This window comes from Geobacter sp. OR-1, assembly GCF_000813145.1.
Classification (GTDB): domain Bacteria; phylum Desulfobacterota; class Desulfuromonadia; order Geobacterales; family DSM-12255; genus Geoanaerobacter.
The window spans coordinates 12862-33073 of record NZ_BAZF01000024.1; the positions used below are offsets into that span (position 1 = coordinate 12862).

The window sequence follows — 20212 nt, forward strand, 5'->3', positions numbered from 1 at the left end:
TTTCCCATACCCAGTCAATGCAACGCCCCCTGGTCCATACTTCCGGACAGGGGGCGTTGTCAATTTCTCCCATGTGTTTGAGACGGCCATAACCGAGTGAGCTGTCGTTACATGATGGTGATGTTCTCGATGGTCACTACTCCGTTGCTGATCACGATGGAACCGTGAATGGCGGTTGTCCCGCTGTTGGAGAGGAACACCGAATCAAACCCCCCCTTTAGGGTAACTGCGACGGCACGATCAAACAAAAGGCTTTCGGAAAACTCAATCCCTTTTATCTCCAGATTCTGTCCGTCACCAATTACTGCATAAGCGTTGGCAATAGTCGTATAGGGATTGAGCGCAGACCTGGCAATGGGAACGCTCACTGTCCAGATATAACTTGCCGGTGAGACATCGTAGTTACTTGCCGGATCTTTTGCCCTGACTCTGAATGTATGGCTGCCATTGGCTAGCGTGCCGAAACTAATGGGGCTTGCGCAGGGGAAATAATTCTGGTTGTCGAGGCTGCATTCAAACGTTGCTGCTGCGCTGTTGGACGTAAATGTGAACGTAGAGGGAGACGTGGTCGAAGGATGGGCCGGCCAGCCGGTCAGGACCGTATCCAAGGTGCCAGTTGGGTCCATGACCAGGCAGGTGGCGCTGATTCTTGCCGATATGTTGCCTGCAGCATCGCGGGCCCAGGCATAAAGGGTCTTGCTGCCATAGGCGGCAAAGGTGAAGCTGGTCGGTACGTTGCTCATCCAGCGGGGATCGGTAGGCGAAGGGGGGGAGCTGTTTTCGCTCACGATATAACCAGTGACCCCGATGTTGTCCATCACGGCCAGGGTGGCAATCGGTACGGTAAGTGTCGAGACCGAGGGGACTGCGAAGGCGAGGATCTGGGGGGGCAGGACGTCGCCAGAACCATTGACGGCAATGTTCACCACGGCAGCACGAGGGGCGGATATGTTACCTGCCGCATCCTTTGCCCAGGCATAGGCGTAGCAGTTCCCCGGTGAGATAAAGGTATGGGTGGCAGGCGGACTGCTGCTCCAGCCAGAGTCATTGCCTGATGGCGGCAGAGGGCTTTCCGTGACGAGATAACCGGTTACGCCAATATCATCGGTGGCGGTGAACTCAACGATGGGAACGGTGAGTGCCCCTGCAGCGGCAGGCATGGTGAAGCTGACAGTCGGCGGTGCCGTATCGCTTGATCGTGCAAAGGTGGCAAAAACGGTTTTTGCCGCATCCATGGTAACCTGACATATTCCGGTTCCTGTACAGGCGCCTGACCAGCCGGAGAAGGCAAAGCCAGCGGCCGGTGTAGCGGTCAGTGTGACAATGCTTCCAGGTGGATAGAATTGGAGACAGGTACCGGATAGGCATTGGATATCGGGGGCCAATATTGTGTGGACGGAACCTGTGCCCTCACCGGTTATCGCCACCTGGAGGGGGACTGCAATGGCATAATTCTCGGTTTTGACCGATTCGGTGTTCCCGAAGGTGTCTTTGGCAAAAAATCTGAGTGTTGTCGAGGCTGCTATGTTGACCGGAGCGGCATAGATTGCAGAGGCCGTAGTTGGAATGGAGCCGTCGGTTGTGTAATACACGGTTGCTGGTTGGCTGGTGGTCAAAGTGACGCTCTGCGCCGTCAGGTACACTCCGCCGGCCGGCGAAGCAGTCGTGACCGGGGGAATCACTGAGTTGTTAACGGATCGTACCGGACCGGCAAAGATTACGTTTTTGTTCTCATTCCCCAAGGCGTCTACACCGGTTACCGCATAATAGTAATCGGTTTCATTCAGCGTAGTGTTATCGAAAAACGAAGTGTCTGAGGTAGTGGCAATCGGGGTCATGCCGGCCACGTCGGCAAAGCTTTCAGTGCTGCGGTATATTCTGAATTGCTCGAAATCAGCCGGTTTCGGGTATCTGCTCCAGTCAAGACCGATGACGCCGCCATTGTCAGCTGGCTTGTCGAAGCCAGTCAGTGTCGTAACCATCGGCGGCGGGGTCGAGTAATCGGTCGGCATTCTGCCGGGGCCGCCATATATCCCCATATCGTTTCTTGTCCCATCCGTGTTGTTGTATGCGGAAGAAGGGTTTCCGGCATTTCTCAGAGGTGAGCCGGATGAGAGGGCGTAGTAAACCGGGCTGCTGAAAAGAGGATCGGTAGATTGTTCACCAGTTCCCGGTGCCGGGCTGAAGGGGATGACGCCGTATCCTGTGTTAAAAGCATAATTCCCGCCACTGTTATTCCAGACATCATTGTATTCGATAAACAACGACGACATCGTTATGAAACCATAGCTCGCATTGTTTGCAATTATATTGTTTCTGAATACGAAGTTTGCCCCGGAACCGTAGCTGTCCACCCACCCAAAGCCATTATTGGCAATTACGTTGTTTTCAAGGGTTGCGACAGTGGCCATACCGATATCCACCGCGCCCCATGTGTTATTGGCGATTACGGAGTTTGTGACCATGATACTTGATCTGTTATAGGACGAAATGCCGACATTATGATTCATGATGATGTTGTTGATGGCAGTGACCTGCGCTTCCATGTTTGCCTCAATGCCTTTGCGCTGCTGGCCCGAGTAAAGTGGTTCTCCGCTGATGGTGAAGCCTTTGATGGTGGCGGTGTCCGATACAACATTAACGGCGGCATAGGCGTTATTGGCTGCAAAAATTATGGTATCCCACGGATTTGCTCCCTGTAAGGTAATCCCTTTTTTGAGAGTGATTGATTCGTAATAAACCCCGGTAGGGACATTGATGGTCGCTCCAACCGGTGCCGCGTCAATGGCGCTTTGGATCGTTCCGTAATTGCCGGTGCCGTTGACAGTGATCTGGCCGCTTGAGACCAGTTTATAAACGATGCTTTTGACACTTTCTGTATTGCCAGCGACATCTTTTGCAAAAAATTTCAGGGTGGTGTCTGACGAAATAGTAAGGGGCGCCGTGTAGACGGCAGAACTGGTGGTGGGAACTGACCCGTCCGTGGTGTAATAGATCGCCGCAATACCACTCTGCAGATCAACCATGGTGCCGCTCCAGTCACTTGCGGTGAGGGCCACATCGAAAGCCGTGCCGTATGAACCGGAGGGATGGGAGGCGCTGGTAACCGGCGCGACGGTATCGAGTATAATGGAGGCGACGTAAGAGGATGACCAGCTTCCGAGACTGTTCTTATACTGGACGTAGACTTTCTTCTCACCATCACCTCCAGTCAGCGTCCATGACTTTGAGGTCGCATATGTCTCAGGGACTGACCAGGAAACATTATCGGTACTGAACCTCATTTCCGAGATGCCGTTGCTGTCAGAGGCTGAGAGCTGCAACGTTACGGTGGTAGAGGTCGTGGCAGGATAGCCGGAATTGATCCGTATCGAACCGGTTGGGCCCTGGTAGGTAAACAGCGCCGTTACATTTCTTGGCCCTGACATCGATACCGTGCATTGGTCGCCAGCTACCCAATCACACCCGGTCCAGCCGTTGAAGCTGGAATCTGGATGCGCCGTGGCGGTGAGAACGACAAGCATACCGGCTACATAGCTGGAAGCGCCATTGTTTCCCGACCACCAGATTAACCCGGTGCTGTCAGTTATCTTCCCAGAACCTGTTCCTGTTTTGACAATGCTCAACGTGGCAAGAGTCGGCGCAATTGATGTCAGCTTGTATATGCCACCGAACATCGTACCGGCAAATACGGTTCGGTCGATCGTATAGTTTGGCGAGATGGCCAGGGAAGTAACCGTGTCATTACTGCTGACCCCGCCGTTGACGATGTTCCAGCTCGCACCGCCGTCCGTGCTTCTGAAAACCCCTCCATTATTGGTCCCGGCGTAAATGGTTTGATCGTCTGCATAGTTTGGCGAAATGGCCAGTGTGTTGATCGCCTGGGTGAACAGACCGTTGTTGACGGGAGACCAGCTCAATCCGCCGTTAATGCTCTTGAATATGCCCCTGCCACTGGTGCATGGATCTGAATCGCATGTTCCTGCAAATATTGTCTTATCGGCGGCATAACCGGGTGAAACTGCAAACGTTGCGACAGGCAGGTAGGTAAGGCCGCTGTTGGCGGCATTCCAGCTTGCTCCACCGTCGGAACTCCTGAACACGCCCGCATGGGTTCCGGCAAAGATCGTCCGGTCAGAGGCGTAATCGGGAGAAAACGCCACGGTTCGAATGGTCTGATTGCCATTGATGCTGCTGGTAGCGCTCCAGCTGGTTCCGCCATCAGTGCTTTTTGCAAAGCCGAAGTCTGATCCGGAGAATATGGTCCTGTCCTGGGCGAATGCCGGGGAGACAGCCAATGTCCGGGTGCGGGGCGAGCCCGGCAGGGAAGTTACTGTACCGTTGACTATTTTGAATACGCCATCCCATGAACCGGCGAAAACCGTCTGATCGGAGAGATAGTTGGGGGAATTCACCATTGAGGTGATATTGCTTTTGTTGATTTTACTCCAGGTTGCGCCGTCATCCGAGCTCTTGAATCCGTCGCCATAACTGACGCCGGCATGAATGGTCTTGTCGGTAGAATAGTTCGGAGAGATGGCTACGGCACTGATCGATACGTTGCTGATGCCGAAGTTGGCCTGTTCGAAACTCGTCGCGCCAGTGGTGCTTTTGTAGACCCCTTTGTCCATTGTGGCTACAAAGAGAGATTGGTTGCTTCCCGGCAGGAACGCGACTGCCCTGACATAAAAGGAGCTGATGCCGTTAGTTATCGCATTCCAGGTTGTTCCGCCGTTCGTGCTTTTGAAAAGGCCCTGGTCATAGCCGCCGACATAGAGCGTCTGGGGGGCACCGGGCGCTACGGTAACGCTGGCAACCCCCAAGCCGTGGTAGCCGCCGAGAATACCGGTGTTTGCCGGGCTCCAGCTCGCACCGCCGTTCACGCTCTTGAATAGGCCATTAAAATCGGTTCCGACATAGATCGTCTGATCGGTCGCATAACCGGGGGAAACCGCAAGGGACAAGACATAGATGCCGTTGGTTCCGGTGATGCCGTTGTTGACGGCGAACCAGCTCGCGCCGCTGTCCGTGCTTTTGTAGACGCCGGAGAAGGTCCCGGCAAAGATGGTCCGGTCATTTGCATACGCCGGGGAAAACGCCAGCGCCATTGCATACTCGTCGGCTTTGGCCAAGGCCCAGTGTGCTCCGGCGTCCGTGCTCCTGAAAATGCCGTTTTGCGTTGCGACAAGGACTGTCCGGTCTAATGCATAGCTGGGTGAAACCGACACAGCCATGGCAAACAGATTAGTCATGCCGCTATTGTTTTCCATCCAGTTCGCCCCGCCATTCGTGCTTTTAAATACCCCTCCCCCCTGGGAAACGGCGTATATCGTCTGGTCGATTGCATAATCGGGTGAAATTGCCAAGGCGTTGATGCCGAGGGTAGTTAAGCCGGCATTGACCGGGCTCCAGCTGGCTCCGTTGTCCGTGCTCTTGAAAACCCCCCCTTGCCCTCCTGCAAAGACAGTCTGGTCAGAGGCGTTGGCCGGTGAAACAGCGAAGGTCTGGATGTTGCCGCCATACGGCCCGATTCCCTGCCACAGGTAGGGACTCTGGGAGAGTGATCGGAATGCGGCGTTGACACTTCTGTTGGCGCTCATAGTTACCGTACAGCTGTCACCTGATAGGTAGTCACAGCCGCTCCAACTGTTGAAACTGCTGCCACTCCCGGCTGTGGGAGTAAGGGTCACCTCGGTGCCGGCGGCAAATGTCTGGACGCAGTTTCCGGTGCAGCTGCCGCCTGTGGAAAGGCTGACGCTGCCACTGCCGGTACCGCTGAGAGATATGTTCAGGGAATAGTTGCCTGAAATGCCCGTGCCGCTGAGCGGTATGGATACTGTCGGACTGTTTGCCGCGTTTGACTCTAACGTCATAGTGGCGGTTATGGTGCCGATTGAAGAGGGTAGAAAGGTTACGCGTACTGTGCAGTTCTCTCTCGGGGCGAGAACAGGAGTAAGACTGGGGCAGGTAACCGGATCGACAAAAAACTCGGACGTGCCGCCGGAAATGCCGATGGCCGCGACATTCAGTGTTGCCTCTCCGCTGTTACTGACAACAAAGAGCTGCGCGGTGCTGGTGCTGACCATTACGTCTCCGAAATGCCGGTCGGGAGGGGAGACGGAAATTGCGGGGATTGCGGCAACCGGGGACGCCTTGAACAAACCGTTGTCTGTACCGGCATAGGCGGTTTGATCAGCTGTGTAGTTGGGCGTAAGGGCCAGGGACCAGACGTTCAGGTTGGTGAGGCCGCTGTTGATTGGGCTCCAATTCGCTCCACCATCGACGCTCTTGAACAAGCCGCCGCCCAGAGTTCCGGCAAACAGGGTCCGATTGCCTGGATAGCCAGGAGGTGCCGGGTTGTCGGCGAATCCCTGGGAAATTGCCATGGACAGGATATTGAGGTTGCTCAGACCATAATTTTGCGGCGACCAGGTTAACCCGCCGTCCGAGCTTTTCTGTATTCCTCCGCCACCGCCGATGCCGACGAAGATGGTCTGGTCTGTTGCATAGCCCGGCGAAACGGCAAGAGCGTGGATGGTATGGGGGTATGTTATGCCTACGGAGTTCCAGTTCGAACCTCCGTCATTACTCTTGAACACACCGGCTGTCCAGGTTCCGGCATAGACAGTTCGGTCAGAGTCGTAAGAGGGGGAAACCGCCAGGGAAGCAATAAAAGGGTCTGTGATACCGCCGTTGAACGAGGACCAGCTATCTCCTCCGTTAGTGCTCCTGTAAACGCCGCCACCCCATGTTCCGGCAAAGATGGTACGGTCGTTCACATAGTTGGGGGACAGGGACAGCGAGCGGGTCGGCTGGTTGCCCAGACCGTCATAGACATTGCTCCAGCTTTCTCCTCCGTTAGTGCTTCTGAAAACCCCGCTATCAGTCGCGGCAAACACGGTACGATCAGAGGCGTAGACCGGCGAAATGGCAATTGCCCAGATATTCAGGTTGCCAAGGCCGTTGTTGACAACGGTCCAGTTTGTGCCTCCGTCTGTGCTTATTAGCACACCGGTGCTGTCAGAGCCAGCGAATACAGTACGGTCGATCGCGAAATTAGGGGATACGGCAACTGCCTTCCCGTTCGGGCCGACAGTCTGCCACTGCTCGGTGGCAATGCACTCCCCGCCGTTCAAGCACACAAAAAGCGTCAGGATTATGGTCAGGATTGAGAGCCTAAACTTGGGACCTATGGATGAGATATGCATTAAACGCCCCTCCGATTACAATGAAATTGCAAAAATATACATCAAGATGTGAGTTAATTAAATAATAAATTATATTTAAAACCGTTTGCATTAAATTGGGTTTAATGGCGTATCGTCAATCTTTGCCAGGGGCTTGTTCGGCAATTGCTGAAAACCTGTTTGTAAACTATTTCTAAGGCATCGTTACTGCTGGTCTTTTTTTGATAACGCTATTTTATTCATGTTGACATTCGCCCGCAAAATGCAGTATTTTCTTCATTCACATTTTTCTCAGCATAAGTTGCCGGAGTTTAACCATGCGAAGTGACATGATAAAGAAGGGGTTGGAGCGGACGCCGCACCGCGCACTGATCAAGGGGACCGGGGTTCCACAGAGCGAGTTCGAAAAGCCTTTTATCGGCGTTGCCACCAGTTTCACCGATCTAATACCCGGACATGTCGGCATGCGCGACCTGGAGCGTTTCATCGAGAAGGGGGTTCACTCCGGAGGGGGCTACTCGTTTTTTTTCGGTATTCCCGGTGTTTGCGACGGCATTGCCATGGGGCACAAAGGAATGCACTACTCGCTCCCAACCCGCGAGCTGATCGCCGACATGGTGGAGTCGATCGCCGAAGCTCATCGCCTGGACGGTCTGGTGTTGCTGACCAACTGCGACAAGATCACCCCTGGCATGCTGATGGCTGCCGCACGGCTCGATATCCCCTGCATTGTGGTTACTGCCGGGCCGATGCTTTCGGGTAGAGGTGAAGGGGGCAGGAAGTACTCGTTTGTTACCGACACCTTCGAGGCGATGGCCCGTTACAAGGCCGGCGTAATTGATGCCAAGGAGCTGCAGGTCTGCGAAGACAATGCCTGCCCCGGTATGGGGTCTTGTCAGGGGCTGTTTACCGCCAATACCATGGCGATTCTGACCGAAACCCTGGGGATGAGCCTGCCGCGTTGCGGCACAGCTCTGGCCGTTTCAGCGCTCAAGCGCCGGATCGCCTTTGCATCCGGGGAGAAGATCGTTGAGCTGGTGAAAAACAATATTACGCCGCGGCAGATCCTTACCCGTGCCGCGTTTGAAAACGCCATCCGTGTTGACCTGGCGCTCGGCGGCTCTTCCAATACCGTCCTGCACCTGCTGGCAATTGCACGTGACGCCGGTGTAGATCTCCCGCTGGAGACCTTCGATGTTTTGGCCAAGGAGACACCGCAGCTTGCTTCCATGAATCCGGCCGGCGAGCACTTCATGGAGGATCTGGATGCCGCCGGCGGGGTAGCCGGGGTGCTGAAACAGCTTGGCGACAAGATCAGAGACAATCCTACAGTTTTGGGTCTTTCGACCCTGCAGATCGCTTCGAGCATCGCGAACGTGGACGAGACGGTAATCCGGCCGACCACGAACCCGGTGAAGAAAGAAGGAGGTATCGCCGTCCTCTTCGGCTCCATCGCGCCGAAGGGGGCCGTTGTCAAGCAGTCCGGCGTATCTCCGGCGATGATGAGGTTCGAGGGGACTGCCCGGTGCTTCGATGCCGAGGAACTGGCCATGGCAGCCATCATGGAAGGCCGGATCAAGTCCGGCGACGTGGTGGTAATCCGTTACGAGGGTCCGAAAGGCGGTCCGGGAATGAGGGAAATGCTGGCGCCTACTGCAGCCATCATGGGGATGGGGCTTGGCGACAGCGTGGCGCTTATCACCGACGGCAGGTTCTCAGGCGGTACGCGCGGTCCCTGCATCGGCCACATTTCTCCTGAGGCGGCTGACGGCGGTCCGATAGCTCTGGTAGAGGATGGCGACCGGATCCTGCTCGACATCCCGAACCGTAAGCTCGACCTGCTGGTTGACGAATCAGTCCTGGCTGCCCGCCGGGCTAACTGGCAGGCTCCCGAACCGAAGATCAAGGGGGGCTGGCTGGCGCGGTACGCCAAGGTGGTCACCTCGGCTCACACCGGAGCCATAACGGAATAGGCATCTGTAGGGGCGATCTTTATGATCGCCCGTAACCCTGGCAAACACGAGGTTTGCCCCTACATAAAATTGATCCCTCAACAGGGGAGGACATAGACATGAAAATGAATGGTGCCAGAATCTTACTTGAGTGCCTCAAAAAAGAGGGGGTCGATACGGTTTTCGGCTATCCCGGCGGCACGGTAATCAATATTTACGACGAATTGTACAGTTTCAAGGAGATCCATCACATCCTGCCGCGCCATGAGCAGGCAGGTGTGCATGCTGCAGACGGTTATGCCCGCGCCACCGGCAGGGTCGGCGTCGCTTTCGCAACCTCGGGCCCGGGTGCCACCAATACGGTAACCGGGATCGCAACCGCTTACATGGATTCGATCCCGATAGTCATCATCACCGGTCAGGTACCTACAGCACTGATCGGCAACGATGCCTTCCAGGAGGTCGATATCATCGGCATTACGCGTCCGTGTACCAAGCACAACTTCCTGGTTCGCGACGTGAAGGAACTGGCCGGTATTCTGAAGAAGGCGTTCTACATAGCCCGCAGCGGCAGGCCCGGACCGGTGCTCGTTGATATTCCGAAGGATGTGCAGATTGCCCAGACCGAGTTCAAGTATCCGGAAAAGGTGGAAATCAGAGGGTACAAGCCGAACCTGGAAGGACATCCCAAGCAGGTGGAGAGGGCAATCGAGATGTTGCTCGATTCCCGCAAGCCGGTTGTTTACGTGGGCGGCGGTGTCATTCTGGCCAATGCCGCAGAAGAACTGACCAAGCTGTGCAACATGCTTGATGTACCTGTTACCACTACTCTGATGGGACTTGGCGCTTATCCCGAAGATTCACCCAACTCGTTGCGAATGCTGGGAATGCACGGAACCTATTACGCCAATATGGCGATGACCAACACCGATGTGATGGTTGCAATCGGTGCCCGTTTCGACGATCGGGTGACCGGCAAGCTGGCAACCTTTGCGCCGCATGCCAAGATCATCCATATCGACGTGGACCCGACCTCCATAAAGAAGAACGTGCCTGTCGATCTGCCGATAGTAGGCGACGTCAAGGATGTGCTTTTCAAGATGATCAAAGAGGTGGAGGCGCACCCCGACAAGGTAAAGGCCTTTAAGGAGGCCACCAGGGAGTGGCATGAAGAGATTGCCGCCTGGAAGGGGAAGCACCCGCTTACCTACAAGCATGCCGCCAATGTCATCAAGCCGCAGTACGTGATCGAAAAGCTGCGCGAGCTGTCGGATTCTGATGCAATAGTGGCAACCGACGTTGGCCAGCACCAGATGTGGACCGCCCAGTTTTTCACCTTCACCAAGCCGCGTACCCTCCTGTCTTCAGGGGGGCTCGGTACCATGGGCTACGGACTTCCAGCTGCCATGGGGGCACAGGCGGCCTTTCCGAAGCGGCAGGTTATTGTGGTGTGCGGTGACGGCGGTTTCCAGATGAACCTGCAGGAGATGGCCACCCTGGTGCAGAACCGCTTGCCGGTAAAGATTGTCATCCTTAACAACAACTTCCTCGGAATGGTGCGTCAGTGGCAGGAACTGTTCTTTGACAAACGCTACTCATCGACCTGCATGGAGCAACCGATCGACTTCATCAAGCTGGCTGAGGCGTTCGGCGCCAAAGGGTTCCAGGCAACCAAGACCGATGAGGTAGAGGAGACCATCAAGAACGGGTTTGCCTATGATGGTCCGGTTATCATGGAGTTCAAGATTGCTCGCGAGGAGAAGGTGCTGCCGATGGTTCCGGCCGGGGCGTCTTTGAACGAAATGGTTTTGAATGCCTGATAGGCTGTGAATGGTTAAAGGTAAGGGGTGAAGAGAACAGCAGTTATTCACTTTTCACTCGTGAACGAAGCGAACGGATTCACAGTTCACTTAATTATTGATGGAGGTTATTCCTCATGAAACATACTATTTCTGTGCTGGTGGAAAACGAATTCGGGGTTTTGTCCCGCGTTGCGGCCCTGTTCTCGGGGCGAGGGTTTAATATCGACTCCCTGTCGGTGGCGCCGACCAACGACGAGACCATTTCCCGGATGACCCTCGTAACCCGGGGCGACGATCAGATCCTGGAGCAGATCAGCAAACAGCTGAACAAGCTGATCGATGTCATCAAGGTTATCGATTTCACCGACGGCAGCGGCATTGAGCGTGAAATGGCGCTGGTAAAGGTGACTGCCGAGGATGAAAGCCGGGCTGAAGTGCTTCGGATCGTCGATATCTTCCGGGCGAAGATCATCGATGTTACCCCTAGGTCATATACTATCGAGGCCACCGGCTCTCCTGCCAAGATAGACGCAATTCTGGAGCTGCTGCGCCCTCTCGGGCTCAAGGAGCTTGTCCGGACCGGCCCTGTCGCCATCGGCAGGGGAGCAAAAGGATGGAAAGGCCAATAGTTGCCAGCGGAAGACCTATCCGGGCTTCTGTGAACGGGCATCGCATGCGATGCCCTCATAAACGGTTGAAACAATAATTCAGGAGGATGGTATGAAGATTTATTATGACAAGGATTGCAACCTCGGGCTTCTCAAGGGGAAGAAAGTGGCCATCATCGGTTATGGCTCGCAGGGACACGCCCATGCAAATAACCTGAAGGACTCCGGGGTTGATGTTGTGGTGGGGCTCAAGTCAGATTCCACATCGGTAAAGAAGGCCACTGAGGCCGGACTTGCCGTGCTGCCGACGTCAGAGGCGGTCAAAGTGGCCGATATCATCATGATTCTGCTCCCGGACGAGATCCAGGGTACAGTGTACCGGGAAGAGATTGCCCCGTTCGTAAAGCAGGGGGCCTATCTTGCTTTCAGCCACGGATTCAACATCCATTTCGGCCAGATCGTACCCCGTTCCGACATCAATGTTATCATGATAGCCCCCAAAGGGCCCGGCCATCTGGTCCGCCACGAATACACCAAGGGTGGCGGCGTTCCATCCCTGATCGCTGTTCATCATGATCCCGCTGGTAACTCAAGGGATATCGCCCTTGCCTATGCCTCTGCCAATGGCGGCGGCCGGGCCGGCATCATCGAAACCTCTTTTAAGGAAGAGACCGAGACCGACCTTTTCGGCGAGCAGGCCGTGCTGTGCGGCGGCATCTCCGCCCTTATCCAGGCTGGTTTCGAGACTCTGGTTGAAGCGGGCTACTCTCCTGAAATGGCATATTTCGAGTGCCTCCACGAGACCAAGCTTATCGTTGACCTGATCTACGAAGGTGGTATCGCCAACATGCGTTACTCGGTTTCCAATACTGCCGAGTTCGGCGATCTGACCCGCGGCCCAAGGGTCATCAACGAAGACACCAAGGACGAGATGCGGCAGATCCTGGCAGAGATCCAGAACGGCGAATTCGCCCGCGAATGGATGCTGGAAAACCAGGCCAACAAGCCGGTGTTCAATGCCCTGCGCCGTCAGGCTGCGGATCACCCCATTGAAGAGGTCGGCGCCCGCCTCCGTTCGATGATGGCCTGGATCGGTAAATCCAAGATCGTTGACAAGACCAAGAACTAATTGAATTTCATCCGGAATGCCGGGCCCCGCTCTCTTTTATGGGTGCGGGTAGCCCGGTTTTTTATTGAAGGATCTTTTGATGGACCGACCCGGAAGTTTCCCCATTGCACCTGAAGGATTTCCTTTCATTATTGCGGCGGGGATTGCAACAGCAGTTTTTGCCTGGATATGCTGGGTCCTGCCGGCGGCTTTTTCCCTGCTGCTGACACTTTTTATCGTCTTTTTTTTCCGTAACCCTCCGCGGACTGCGCCGTCGGGCGAAAAAAAGGTGATTGCCCCGGCAGACGGCAGGGTGATCTATATCGGCACTGCCTTTGAGCCGCATCTCGGTCAGGAGATGAGCAAGATCAGCATATTCATGTCGGTCTTCAATGTTCATATCAACCGTGCGCCGCTGACCGGTAAGGTGCTGGACTCCTTTTACATCTCCGGCAAATTTCTTGATGTCCGCCATGAGCGGGCGACCTTCGAGAACGAGCAGAGCGGCTTGGTGATTGAAACCGCTGGCGGTCGCAGGATTGTTGTGGTGCAAGTCGCTGGACTGATTGCCCGTCGTATCGTATGCTATGCAGGTAAAGGGGATCAACTCGAACGCGGCAAGCGGTATGGGCTGATCAGGTTTGGTTCCCGGCTCGACGTGTATCTGCCGAAAGAGACCGAGATTACTGTCGCGATGGGTGAAAAGACCGTGGCCGGAGAAACGGTCCTGGGGATTTTAGGGTGAGCGAAAGCGAAAAAACCGAGAGAAGCGAGAGTATCCGGAAAGGTATTTACATACTTCCCAACCTCTTTACCACCGGGAGCCTGTTTGCAGGATTCTACAGCATGGTAGCCACTCTTTCCGGCGACTACCGCACCGCTGCAATATGGATTCTGGCGTCATCCGTTTTTGACGGTCTTGACGGTAAGGTGGCCCGGGCTACCGGCACTACCAGCAAGTTCGGGGTGGAATACGACTCTCTGGCCGATCTGGTATCTTTTGGTGTGACCCCCGGCATTCTAATGTATGCCTGGGCGCTCCGCCCATTCGGACGGCTCGGCTGGGTCGCGGCGTTTCTCTTCGTAGCCTGTGCGGCACTGCGCCTGGCGCGTTTCAATGTCCAGGTGGATACGGTCGAGAGCAAGCGGTTCATCGGGCTGCCGACACCGGCGGCGGCAAGCATGGTTTCGGCAACGGTCCTGCTTTTCTATCATTTCGGCTGGCCCAGCTCGTTCAAAAAACTTGCAATTCTGGTGCTGATCTATCTCCTCGCCTTCCTGATGGTGTCGAACATCAAGTTCTATTCCTTCAAAGACCCTGAACTGATCAAACGACAGCCGTTCGGGTTTCTGGTGCTGATCGTGCTCCTGTTTGTTGTGGTGGCGGCAGAACCGGTTCTCATGCTCTTCATAATTTTTCTTTGTTATATCTTCTCCGGCCCAGTTGGTTTTATCTTTACCTGGCCCAGACGGAGGCGCCTGGAAAAGGCTATTCACAAGGGCCACGAGTCCGGCAGGTCTCCTCAATGATTGGTCAGATGGTTGAGGGATCGGATATTAATCCAGATTCGCAGCTGCACCGAAACGACCTTCTGAGTATTGCCGGAGTTTTACTGCTTGCCCTGTCGTTGAGGATCTATACCTTTCCAATCGCACGGGTAATAGCCGCCGACGGCATATCGTACGTGAACATTGCGCGCTCGATCTTCCGTGGCGAAGGGTTTGCCGGCGCAGTTCATTTCCCCCCCATGTTCCCCCTGCTCATCGGATTGGTTAATTTACTGGTCGGCGATGACGAACTGGCCGGCAAGCTTGTCTCAATGTTTATGGGAACTGTGCTGGTTGTCCCGGTTTACCTGTTGGCACGAGAGCTATTTTCGCGGCAGACCGCACTGGCAGCCTCGCTCTTGGTTGCGCTCTCGCCTTCTCTTGCCAAGCTCAGCAGCGAGGTGCTTACCCAGTCTACCTACCTGGCTCTGATCCTGTCAGCCCTTTACTGTCTTTGGCGGTCAGCCGAAAGTTTACGAAGCGGTTGGGGCGTTGCCGCCGGACTGTTGCTCGGCGCTGCCTATCTTACCCGTCCTGAAGCGATCGTAATCCTGGTCGCCTCAACTTTTATCGTGTTTGCCGTGCCGGTCATGAAAAGGCGAGACGTGCGGTTGCATCTCAAGATGCTGTGCATTGTCTGGGGAGCGTTTTTTGTCCTGGCGACCCCGTATATCCTCCTTCTTCACAACCTGAACGGCTCCTGGCAGCTCTCCGGGAAATCCAGCGTGACGCTTGCGGATTCACTGGGGTGGTATCTGGACCGGCCGGACCTGAAACGGGAACCTTCGTTTGCCGGAATAGGTTTTATGGACGTGATCCGCAGGTATCCGGATTTTCTTTGGAAGAATTCGGTGCGGAACATCCAGTCCCTTTGGGATGAGACACTGCCGGTTCATGTCTGGTTGCTGATGCTGCTGGGTATGGCCGCCGGAACGGCGCGGGTAGGATGGCTGAGAAGCAGACTCTTCATCTGCGGAGCGTGCGCCCCGCTCCTGATTCTGATCGTCTTCTTTTTTCTCGGAAATGTTTATACTGCCCCGTTTCTCCCCTTTTTTCTGATCTTTGCCGCACAGGGTCTGGTTGCCTTGCAGCAGCAGCTGCTAAGGATACCTGCTCTGCGGGCCGGGTCAGATTTGTCCGGAAGGATATCACGCTTTCCGGTAGCTGCAGTTACCGGCGGTATCATCGGCGTGATCATGTTTATGCCGCATATTTCGTTCGGTAAAGCAAAACCGTATCATTACGACGATGATGGCGCCCGCTACGATCACAAACTGATCGGCAAGATGCTGAAAAAAAATCTGCCAAAGCGGTCCACTGTCATGGCTCGCGATGCGCGGTTGACCTTCTACGCCGATATGTCCAGGGTGGATATTCCCCAGGCAGACCTCGAAGAGATACTTAGCGTGGCCAGAAAGAACCATGCCCGCTACATCGTTGCCGACGGCACACTGCTGGGGATGCGCCCCCAGATGCTGCCACTGCTGAAACCTTTGTTATCTTCCTCGCTTCAGGGACTTTTTATAGTCAATGGGGAAGGGTACCGTCCGGTGCCGGGGCTTCGGCTGGTGCTGTTGTTCACTGACCCAGCAAGCGCCGGGGTCGCAGTTTATGAGTTACTGGAGTAGCCAATGCTGAGTGTAATAATTCCGGTATATAATGAGCGATCGACCATTGCCGAAATTGTCCGTCGCGTTGATGAAGTTCCTGTCGAAAAGGAACTGATCATTGTCGATGACTGTTCAACGGACGGCACTGCCGACATTATCCGGGGGCTGGCGGCAAAATACAGTTCGCTGAATTATGTCCGTCACGAGGTAAACAAGGGAAAGGGTGCCGCGATCCGGACCGGTATCCGGCATGTGCAGGGGGATATGTTCATTATTCAGGATGCGGATCTAGAATATGACCCGGTGGAGTATCCCAAACTGATCAAACCGATCCTGGACGGCAAGGCCGATGTTGTTTTCGGGTCAAGGTTCGTCGGTGGTGAAGAGCATCGCGTTCTGTATTTCTGGCACTCTCTCGGTAACCGCTTTCTGACTTTGCTGTCGAACATGTTCACCAACCTGAACCTGACCGATATGGAGACCTGCTACAAGGTTTTTCGCACGGAAATCATCAAAGGGATTAGCCTGGAACAGGACCGATTCGGGTTCGAGCCGGAAGTGACCGCAAAGGTTGCGCGGACCGGTTGCCGCATTTACGAGGTTGGGATCTCCTATAGCGGCAGAACCTATGCCGAAGGGAAGAAAATCGGCTGGAAGGACGGGGTCAAGGCGATCTGGTGCATTGTCAAATACGGGCTGTTTCGGTAGAGATAATAATTTTGAAAGAAATTGCTTGACATCAAACTGCTGTTTTATTTAAGCTCAATAAAATTTCAAAGGCAGTGAAGAGGAGTAGTAGTCGCGGAACCTCTGGAGAGAGCCGGCGGATGGTGCGAGCCGGTGGGGGGAAACGGTGAACTCGCCTCGGAGCCGCTCCGGTGAACGAAGAGTAATCGGAGACGTCACCCACGTTACGGGACAATCGAGGCCTGGCAGCTCTGTCTGCCGGATAAATAAGGGTGGTACCACGGAGAGCTCAAGCCTTCGTCCCTTTTGTCGGGGCGGAGGCTTTTTTATTTCTGGAAGTACAACAACGGAGGTAGCGACATGGCAAAGAGTGCCCAGAAGGATGACAAGCAGATTATCAGGATTTTCGATACAACCCTGCGCGACGGGGAGCAGGCGCCAGGCAACAGTATGAACATCGAGGAGAAGCTGCGCCTTGCCAAACAGCTCCAGAAACTGAATGTCGACGTCATCGAGGCCGGCTTTCCGATTGCTTCGGAAGGTGACTTCGAGGCAGTGAAAAAGGTTGCGCAGACAATCAAGGGACCGCAGATTGCGGGTCTGTGCCGCTCAAGCGAAAAGGATATCGACCGGGCATGGGAAGCGCTCAAGCATGCCGGGGAAAAGGGACGAATCCACACGTTCATTGCAACTTCTGACATTCACATGAAGTACAAACTGAAGATGGAGCCGGGGAAAGTTCTTGAGGATGCAGTAAAGGCGGTCAGGCGTGCCCGTTCATATACACCGAATGTCGAGTTTTCGTGCGAGGACGCTGTAAGGACACGGTTGCCGTTCCTGGTAGAGGTCGTTGAGGCGGTCATCGATGCCGGCGCAACAACGGTCAACATCCCTGACACGGTCGGCTACACCATACCGTTTGAGTATTTCAACATCATAAAGCATCTCAAGGACAACGTCCGGAACATCGACAAGGCGGTCATCTCTGTCCACTGTCACAATGACCTGGGGCTTTCCGTGGCAAACTCGATTGCTGCGATCCAGGCCGGCGCAGGTCAGGTGGAATGCACCATCAACGGCATCGGTGAGCGCGCCGGCAACTGTTCGCTCGAAGAGTTTGTCATGATCCTCAAGACCCGTGCCGATATCCTGCCGTTCCGGTGCAATGTTGCGACGGAACAGCTGACCCCGGCCAGCCGCCTGCTTTCAACAATTACCGGTATTGCTGTCCAGCCCAACAAGGCTATTGTCGGCGCCAATGCCTTTGCACATGAGGCTGGCATCCATCAGCATGGCGTTTTGATGGAAAAATCGACCTACGAGATCATGACGCCGGATTCGGTGGGATTGAAAGAAAATGCGCTGGTGCTCGGCAAACATTCCGGTCGTCACGCATTCAAGAAACGCTTGATAGAGCTGGGTCATGACCTGAACGACGAAGATCTGAACAAGGCGTTCGACAAGTTCAAATCGCTGGCCGACCTCAAGAAAGAGGTGTTCGACGAAGACCTCGAGGCATTGATTGCCGAGGAGGTAATGCGGCCGGCCGAGAAGTACAAGCTCGACCATATTACCGTCACCTGCGGCTCGTTTGCAGTGGCAACCGCTACTGTGCAGCTGGAAATCGATGGTGAGCCGGTCAGGACCGCCGAACTCGGCGACGGCCCGGTTGACGCCACCCTGAAGGCGATCAAGAAGCTCACTAAGACGAAGGGTCGACTCCTCCAGTACAACGTCGGCTCCATAACCGGGGGTACCGATGCCCAGGGCGAGGTCACGGTCAAGGTTTCTGACGGCGACAAGACCGTTAGCGGCCGCGGCTCATCCACCGATATTATCGAGGCTTCGGCAAAGGCTTACATCAATGCCCTGAACCGCCTGCATTATCAGAAGGGGAAGTTCATCGAGTCGCTGTAGTCCTGGGCGGTGAACGCAAAGCAGTAATTGATGGGGGGGCTATGGCTCCCCCTTTTTTCTTGGTTTGGTGAGTGTGTACATGCACAAATCTGTGGTAGGATTTCTGTTATGAAATCTTCAGCCATCATCATTACATTGATATGTTTGTTTGTCTTCGGACCTGTCTCTGCCTTGTGTGCCGGCGAGCTTGATAACCATTATCTGGAGCGTTTTGGTGAGCTCAGCCGGTCATACCCGGTTGCCGGCCTGTCTCAGGCGGGAAGAGAATTGCCTTTAGATCGATGCTATACGCCGGTCTATCATTCCTTGCGTCACGACTGGTCGAAGCTGGCCGCAGGAACGCAGCAGGTGCTGGCAAAATACCTGGCCAAGCCGGCTCTGGTCAATGAGGCGGTGGTCCGGTCTGCAGAAGGTCATTTCCTTATCCATTACGCTACAGACGGCAGTGATGCCCCGCCTCTCAGCGATGCCAATAACAATGGGATCCCTGACTGGGTGGAAACTGTCGCCGCAGTATTCGAAGCGGTATATGCCAGTGAAGTTCAGGAGATGGGCTATAATCCCGCACCTGCAGCCAGGGGGGAATACGATGTCTATCTCCAGAACCTCGGGGGAGCCAGTGTCAAGTATCTTGGCTTTACCAATGCGGCAACTCCCCTGAGCAGAACCTCGTATTCGAGTTATATTGTCATTGAAAACGATTTCGCCGAGTTCTCAAGCTACTCTCATAATCAGCTGTTGCAGATAACGGCGGCACACGAATACCATCACGCCATCCAGTATGGCTACAATTATTACTTCGATATCTGGTACGCAGAAGCAACTTCCACCTGGATGGAAGACGAGGTCTTCAATTCGGTGAACCAGCTTTATGACTACCTGCCGGGATACCTGCAAAATCCGGGTCTGCCGCTAGATACGCCAGTTAGTGTCACTACCGGCGGAGGTTATGGCCGCTGGATCTTCAATCGCTATCTGGCGGAAATCAAAGGGCGGGATTCCATCAAATCCATCTGGGAATTGCTGGCCACAGTGCCGGCACCGGCAAATGGCAGCGATATCAGGATGGTTCCCATTATCGATCAATCGCTGGCCGGGGAGTTGGATCAATATGTGCTCGGCGTGGGGAAAAGATTGGTGCTTCGCAACTGGATGAGTCACCAGAATGAGGTCTCCCTGATCCATCCGCTTCTCCTCGAAACTAATATCAACACGATTTCTTACCCTGCTGCGGATTATTCCTTCGCTTTCTATGCCGCCAATCCTCAGATCGATCTGTCAATGAAACCTGCCGGAGTTGCAGCGATAGCTCTGGCGGATGCACTGCTTTTGTGCAACAACCTGACCGGGGCGACCGTGGTCCCTGCGGATCCATTGCAGCCGATCCCGAGCCTTCAGGACGCCCCGCTGAGTGGCAAGGCGCCAACGCTCGTAACAGGTCCTGCGGTGAGCAGTCCCGCGCAAAGTGGCGGCGGCGGGGGTGGCTGTTTCATTGCCACTGCCGCATACGGAAGTTATCTGCACCCGAAGGTTATGGTGCTCAGAAAATTCCGCGACCGATGGCTGATGACCAATCCGGTTGGCAGGATGCTGGTAAGGTGCTATTACCGGGTGAGCCCGGCCATGGCCGAGGTTGTTGCCCGCCACAAGTGGCTAGCCAGAGGGTGCCGGGCGCTGCTAGCCCCAATTCTTGTAACTGTGGAACATCCTGAGACTGTGGCTGCGCTGCTTATGGGGTGTTTGGGGTGGTGCCTGCTACGAAAACGGATTACCGAGTAGTCTTTGGCCGTATA

Annotated in this window: 11 protein-coding genes and 1 other annotated feature; of the genes, 10 read left to right on the forward strand and 1 reads right to left on the reverse strand. The window is 54.8% G+C overall.

The window, feature by feature from the left end; all coding sequences use genetic code 11:
• Window positions 1-107 precede the first annotated feature (107 nt).
• Entirely contained in the window at window positions 108-7208 is a 7101-nt protein-coding gene (locus tag OR1_RS22915) for a chitobiase/beta-hexosaminidase C-terminal domain-containing protein (RefSeq protein WP_041973960.1), read from the reverse strand.
• A 296-nt stretch (window positions 7209-7504) separates the two neighbouring features.
• Between OR1_RS22915 and ilvD the strand changes: the two genes are divergently transcribed.
• The 10 genes from ilvD to OR1_RS18155 all read left to right on the forward strand — a co-directional run bounded on the left by ilvD (window position 7505) and on the right by OR1_RS18155 (window position 20198).
• Window positions 7505-9160 carry a dihydroxy-acid dehydratase gene (gene ilvD, locus OR1_RS18110; protein WP_041973964.1) on the forward strand — a complete coding sequence of 552 codons (1656 nt, stop codon included), beginning with the start codon at window positions 7505-7507 and terminating at the stop codon, window positions 9158-9160.
• Window positions 9161-9258: 98 nt separating this feature from the next.
• On the forward strand, window positions 9259-10959 hold the full coding sequence (gene ilvB, locus OR1_RS18115) for a biosynthetic-type acetolactate synthase large subunit (RefSeq protein WP_041973966.1): 1701 nt from the start codon (window positions 9259-9261) through the stop codon (window positions 10957-10959).
• A 116-nt stretch (window positions 10960-11075) separates the two neighbouring features.
• Window positions 11076-11570, forward strand: coding sequence for an acetolactate synthase small subunit (ilvN, locus tag OR1_RS18120; protein ID WP_041973969.1), 495 nt, complete (start codon window positions 11076-11078; stop codon window positions 11568-11570).
• Window positions 11571-11661: 91 nt separating this feature from the next.
• Window positions 11662-12678, forward strand: coding sequence for a ketol-acid reductoisomerase (gene ilvC / locus OR1_RS18125; protein WP_041973972.1), 1017 nt, complete (start codon window positions 11662-11664; stop codon window positions 12676-12678).
• 79 nt (window positions 12679-12757) lie between these two features.
• The gene (locus OR1_RS18130) at window positions 12758-13402 is read left to right on the forward strand and encodes a phosphatidylserine decarboxylase family protein (RefSeq protein WP_041973975.1); all 645 of its coding nucleotides are present in this window, start codon (window positions 12758-12760) and stop codon (window positions 13400-13402) included.
• A 32-nt stretch (window positions 13403-13434) separates the two neighbouring features.
• Window positions 13435-14187, forward strand: coding sequence for a CDP-diacylglycerol--serine O-phosphatidyltransferase (pssA, locus tag OR1_RS18135; protein ID WP_041974046.1), 753 nt, complete (start codon window positions 13435-13437; stop codon window positions 14185-14187).
• The gene (locus tag OR1_RS18140) at window positions 14184-15833 is read left to right on the forward strand and encodes a glycosyltransferase family 39 protein (RefSeq protein WP_041973978.1); all 1650 of its coding nucleotides are present in this window, start codon (window positions 14184-14186) and stop codon (window positions 15831-15833) included. Before pssA ends, OR1_RS18140 begins: the two co-directional genes overlap by 4 nt.
• Before the next feature lie 3 nt (window positions 15834-15836).
• Window positions 15837-16523, forward strand: a complete 687-nt coding sequence (locus tag OR1_RS18145) for a glycosyltransferase family 2 protein (RefSeq protein WP_041973981.1) — start codon at window positions 15837-15839, stop codon at window positions 16521-16523.
• 65 nt (window positions 16524-16588) lie between these two features.
• Window positions 16589-16810, forward strand: a binding site (T-box leader).
• A 52-nt stretch (window positions 16811-16862) separates the two neighbouring features.
• Window positions 16863-18419 (forward strand): 2-isopropylmalate synthase, encoded by a 1557-nt coding sequence (locus OR1_RS18150; protein ID WP_041973982.1) that lies wholly within the window; start codon window positions 16863-16865, stop codon window positions 18417-18419.
• A 108-nt stretch (window positions 18420-18527) separates the two neighbouring features.
• Window positions 18528-20198: an MXAN_6640 family putative metalloprotease gene (locus tag OR1_RS18155; RefSeq protein WP_041973984.1), complete on the forward strand. Its 1671-nt coding sequence runs from the start codon at window positions 18528-18530 to the stop codon at window positions 20196-20198.
• The last annotated feature ends 14 nt before the right edge of the window (window positions 20199-20212 follow it).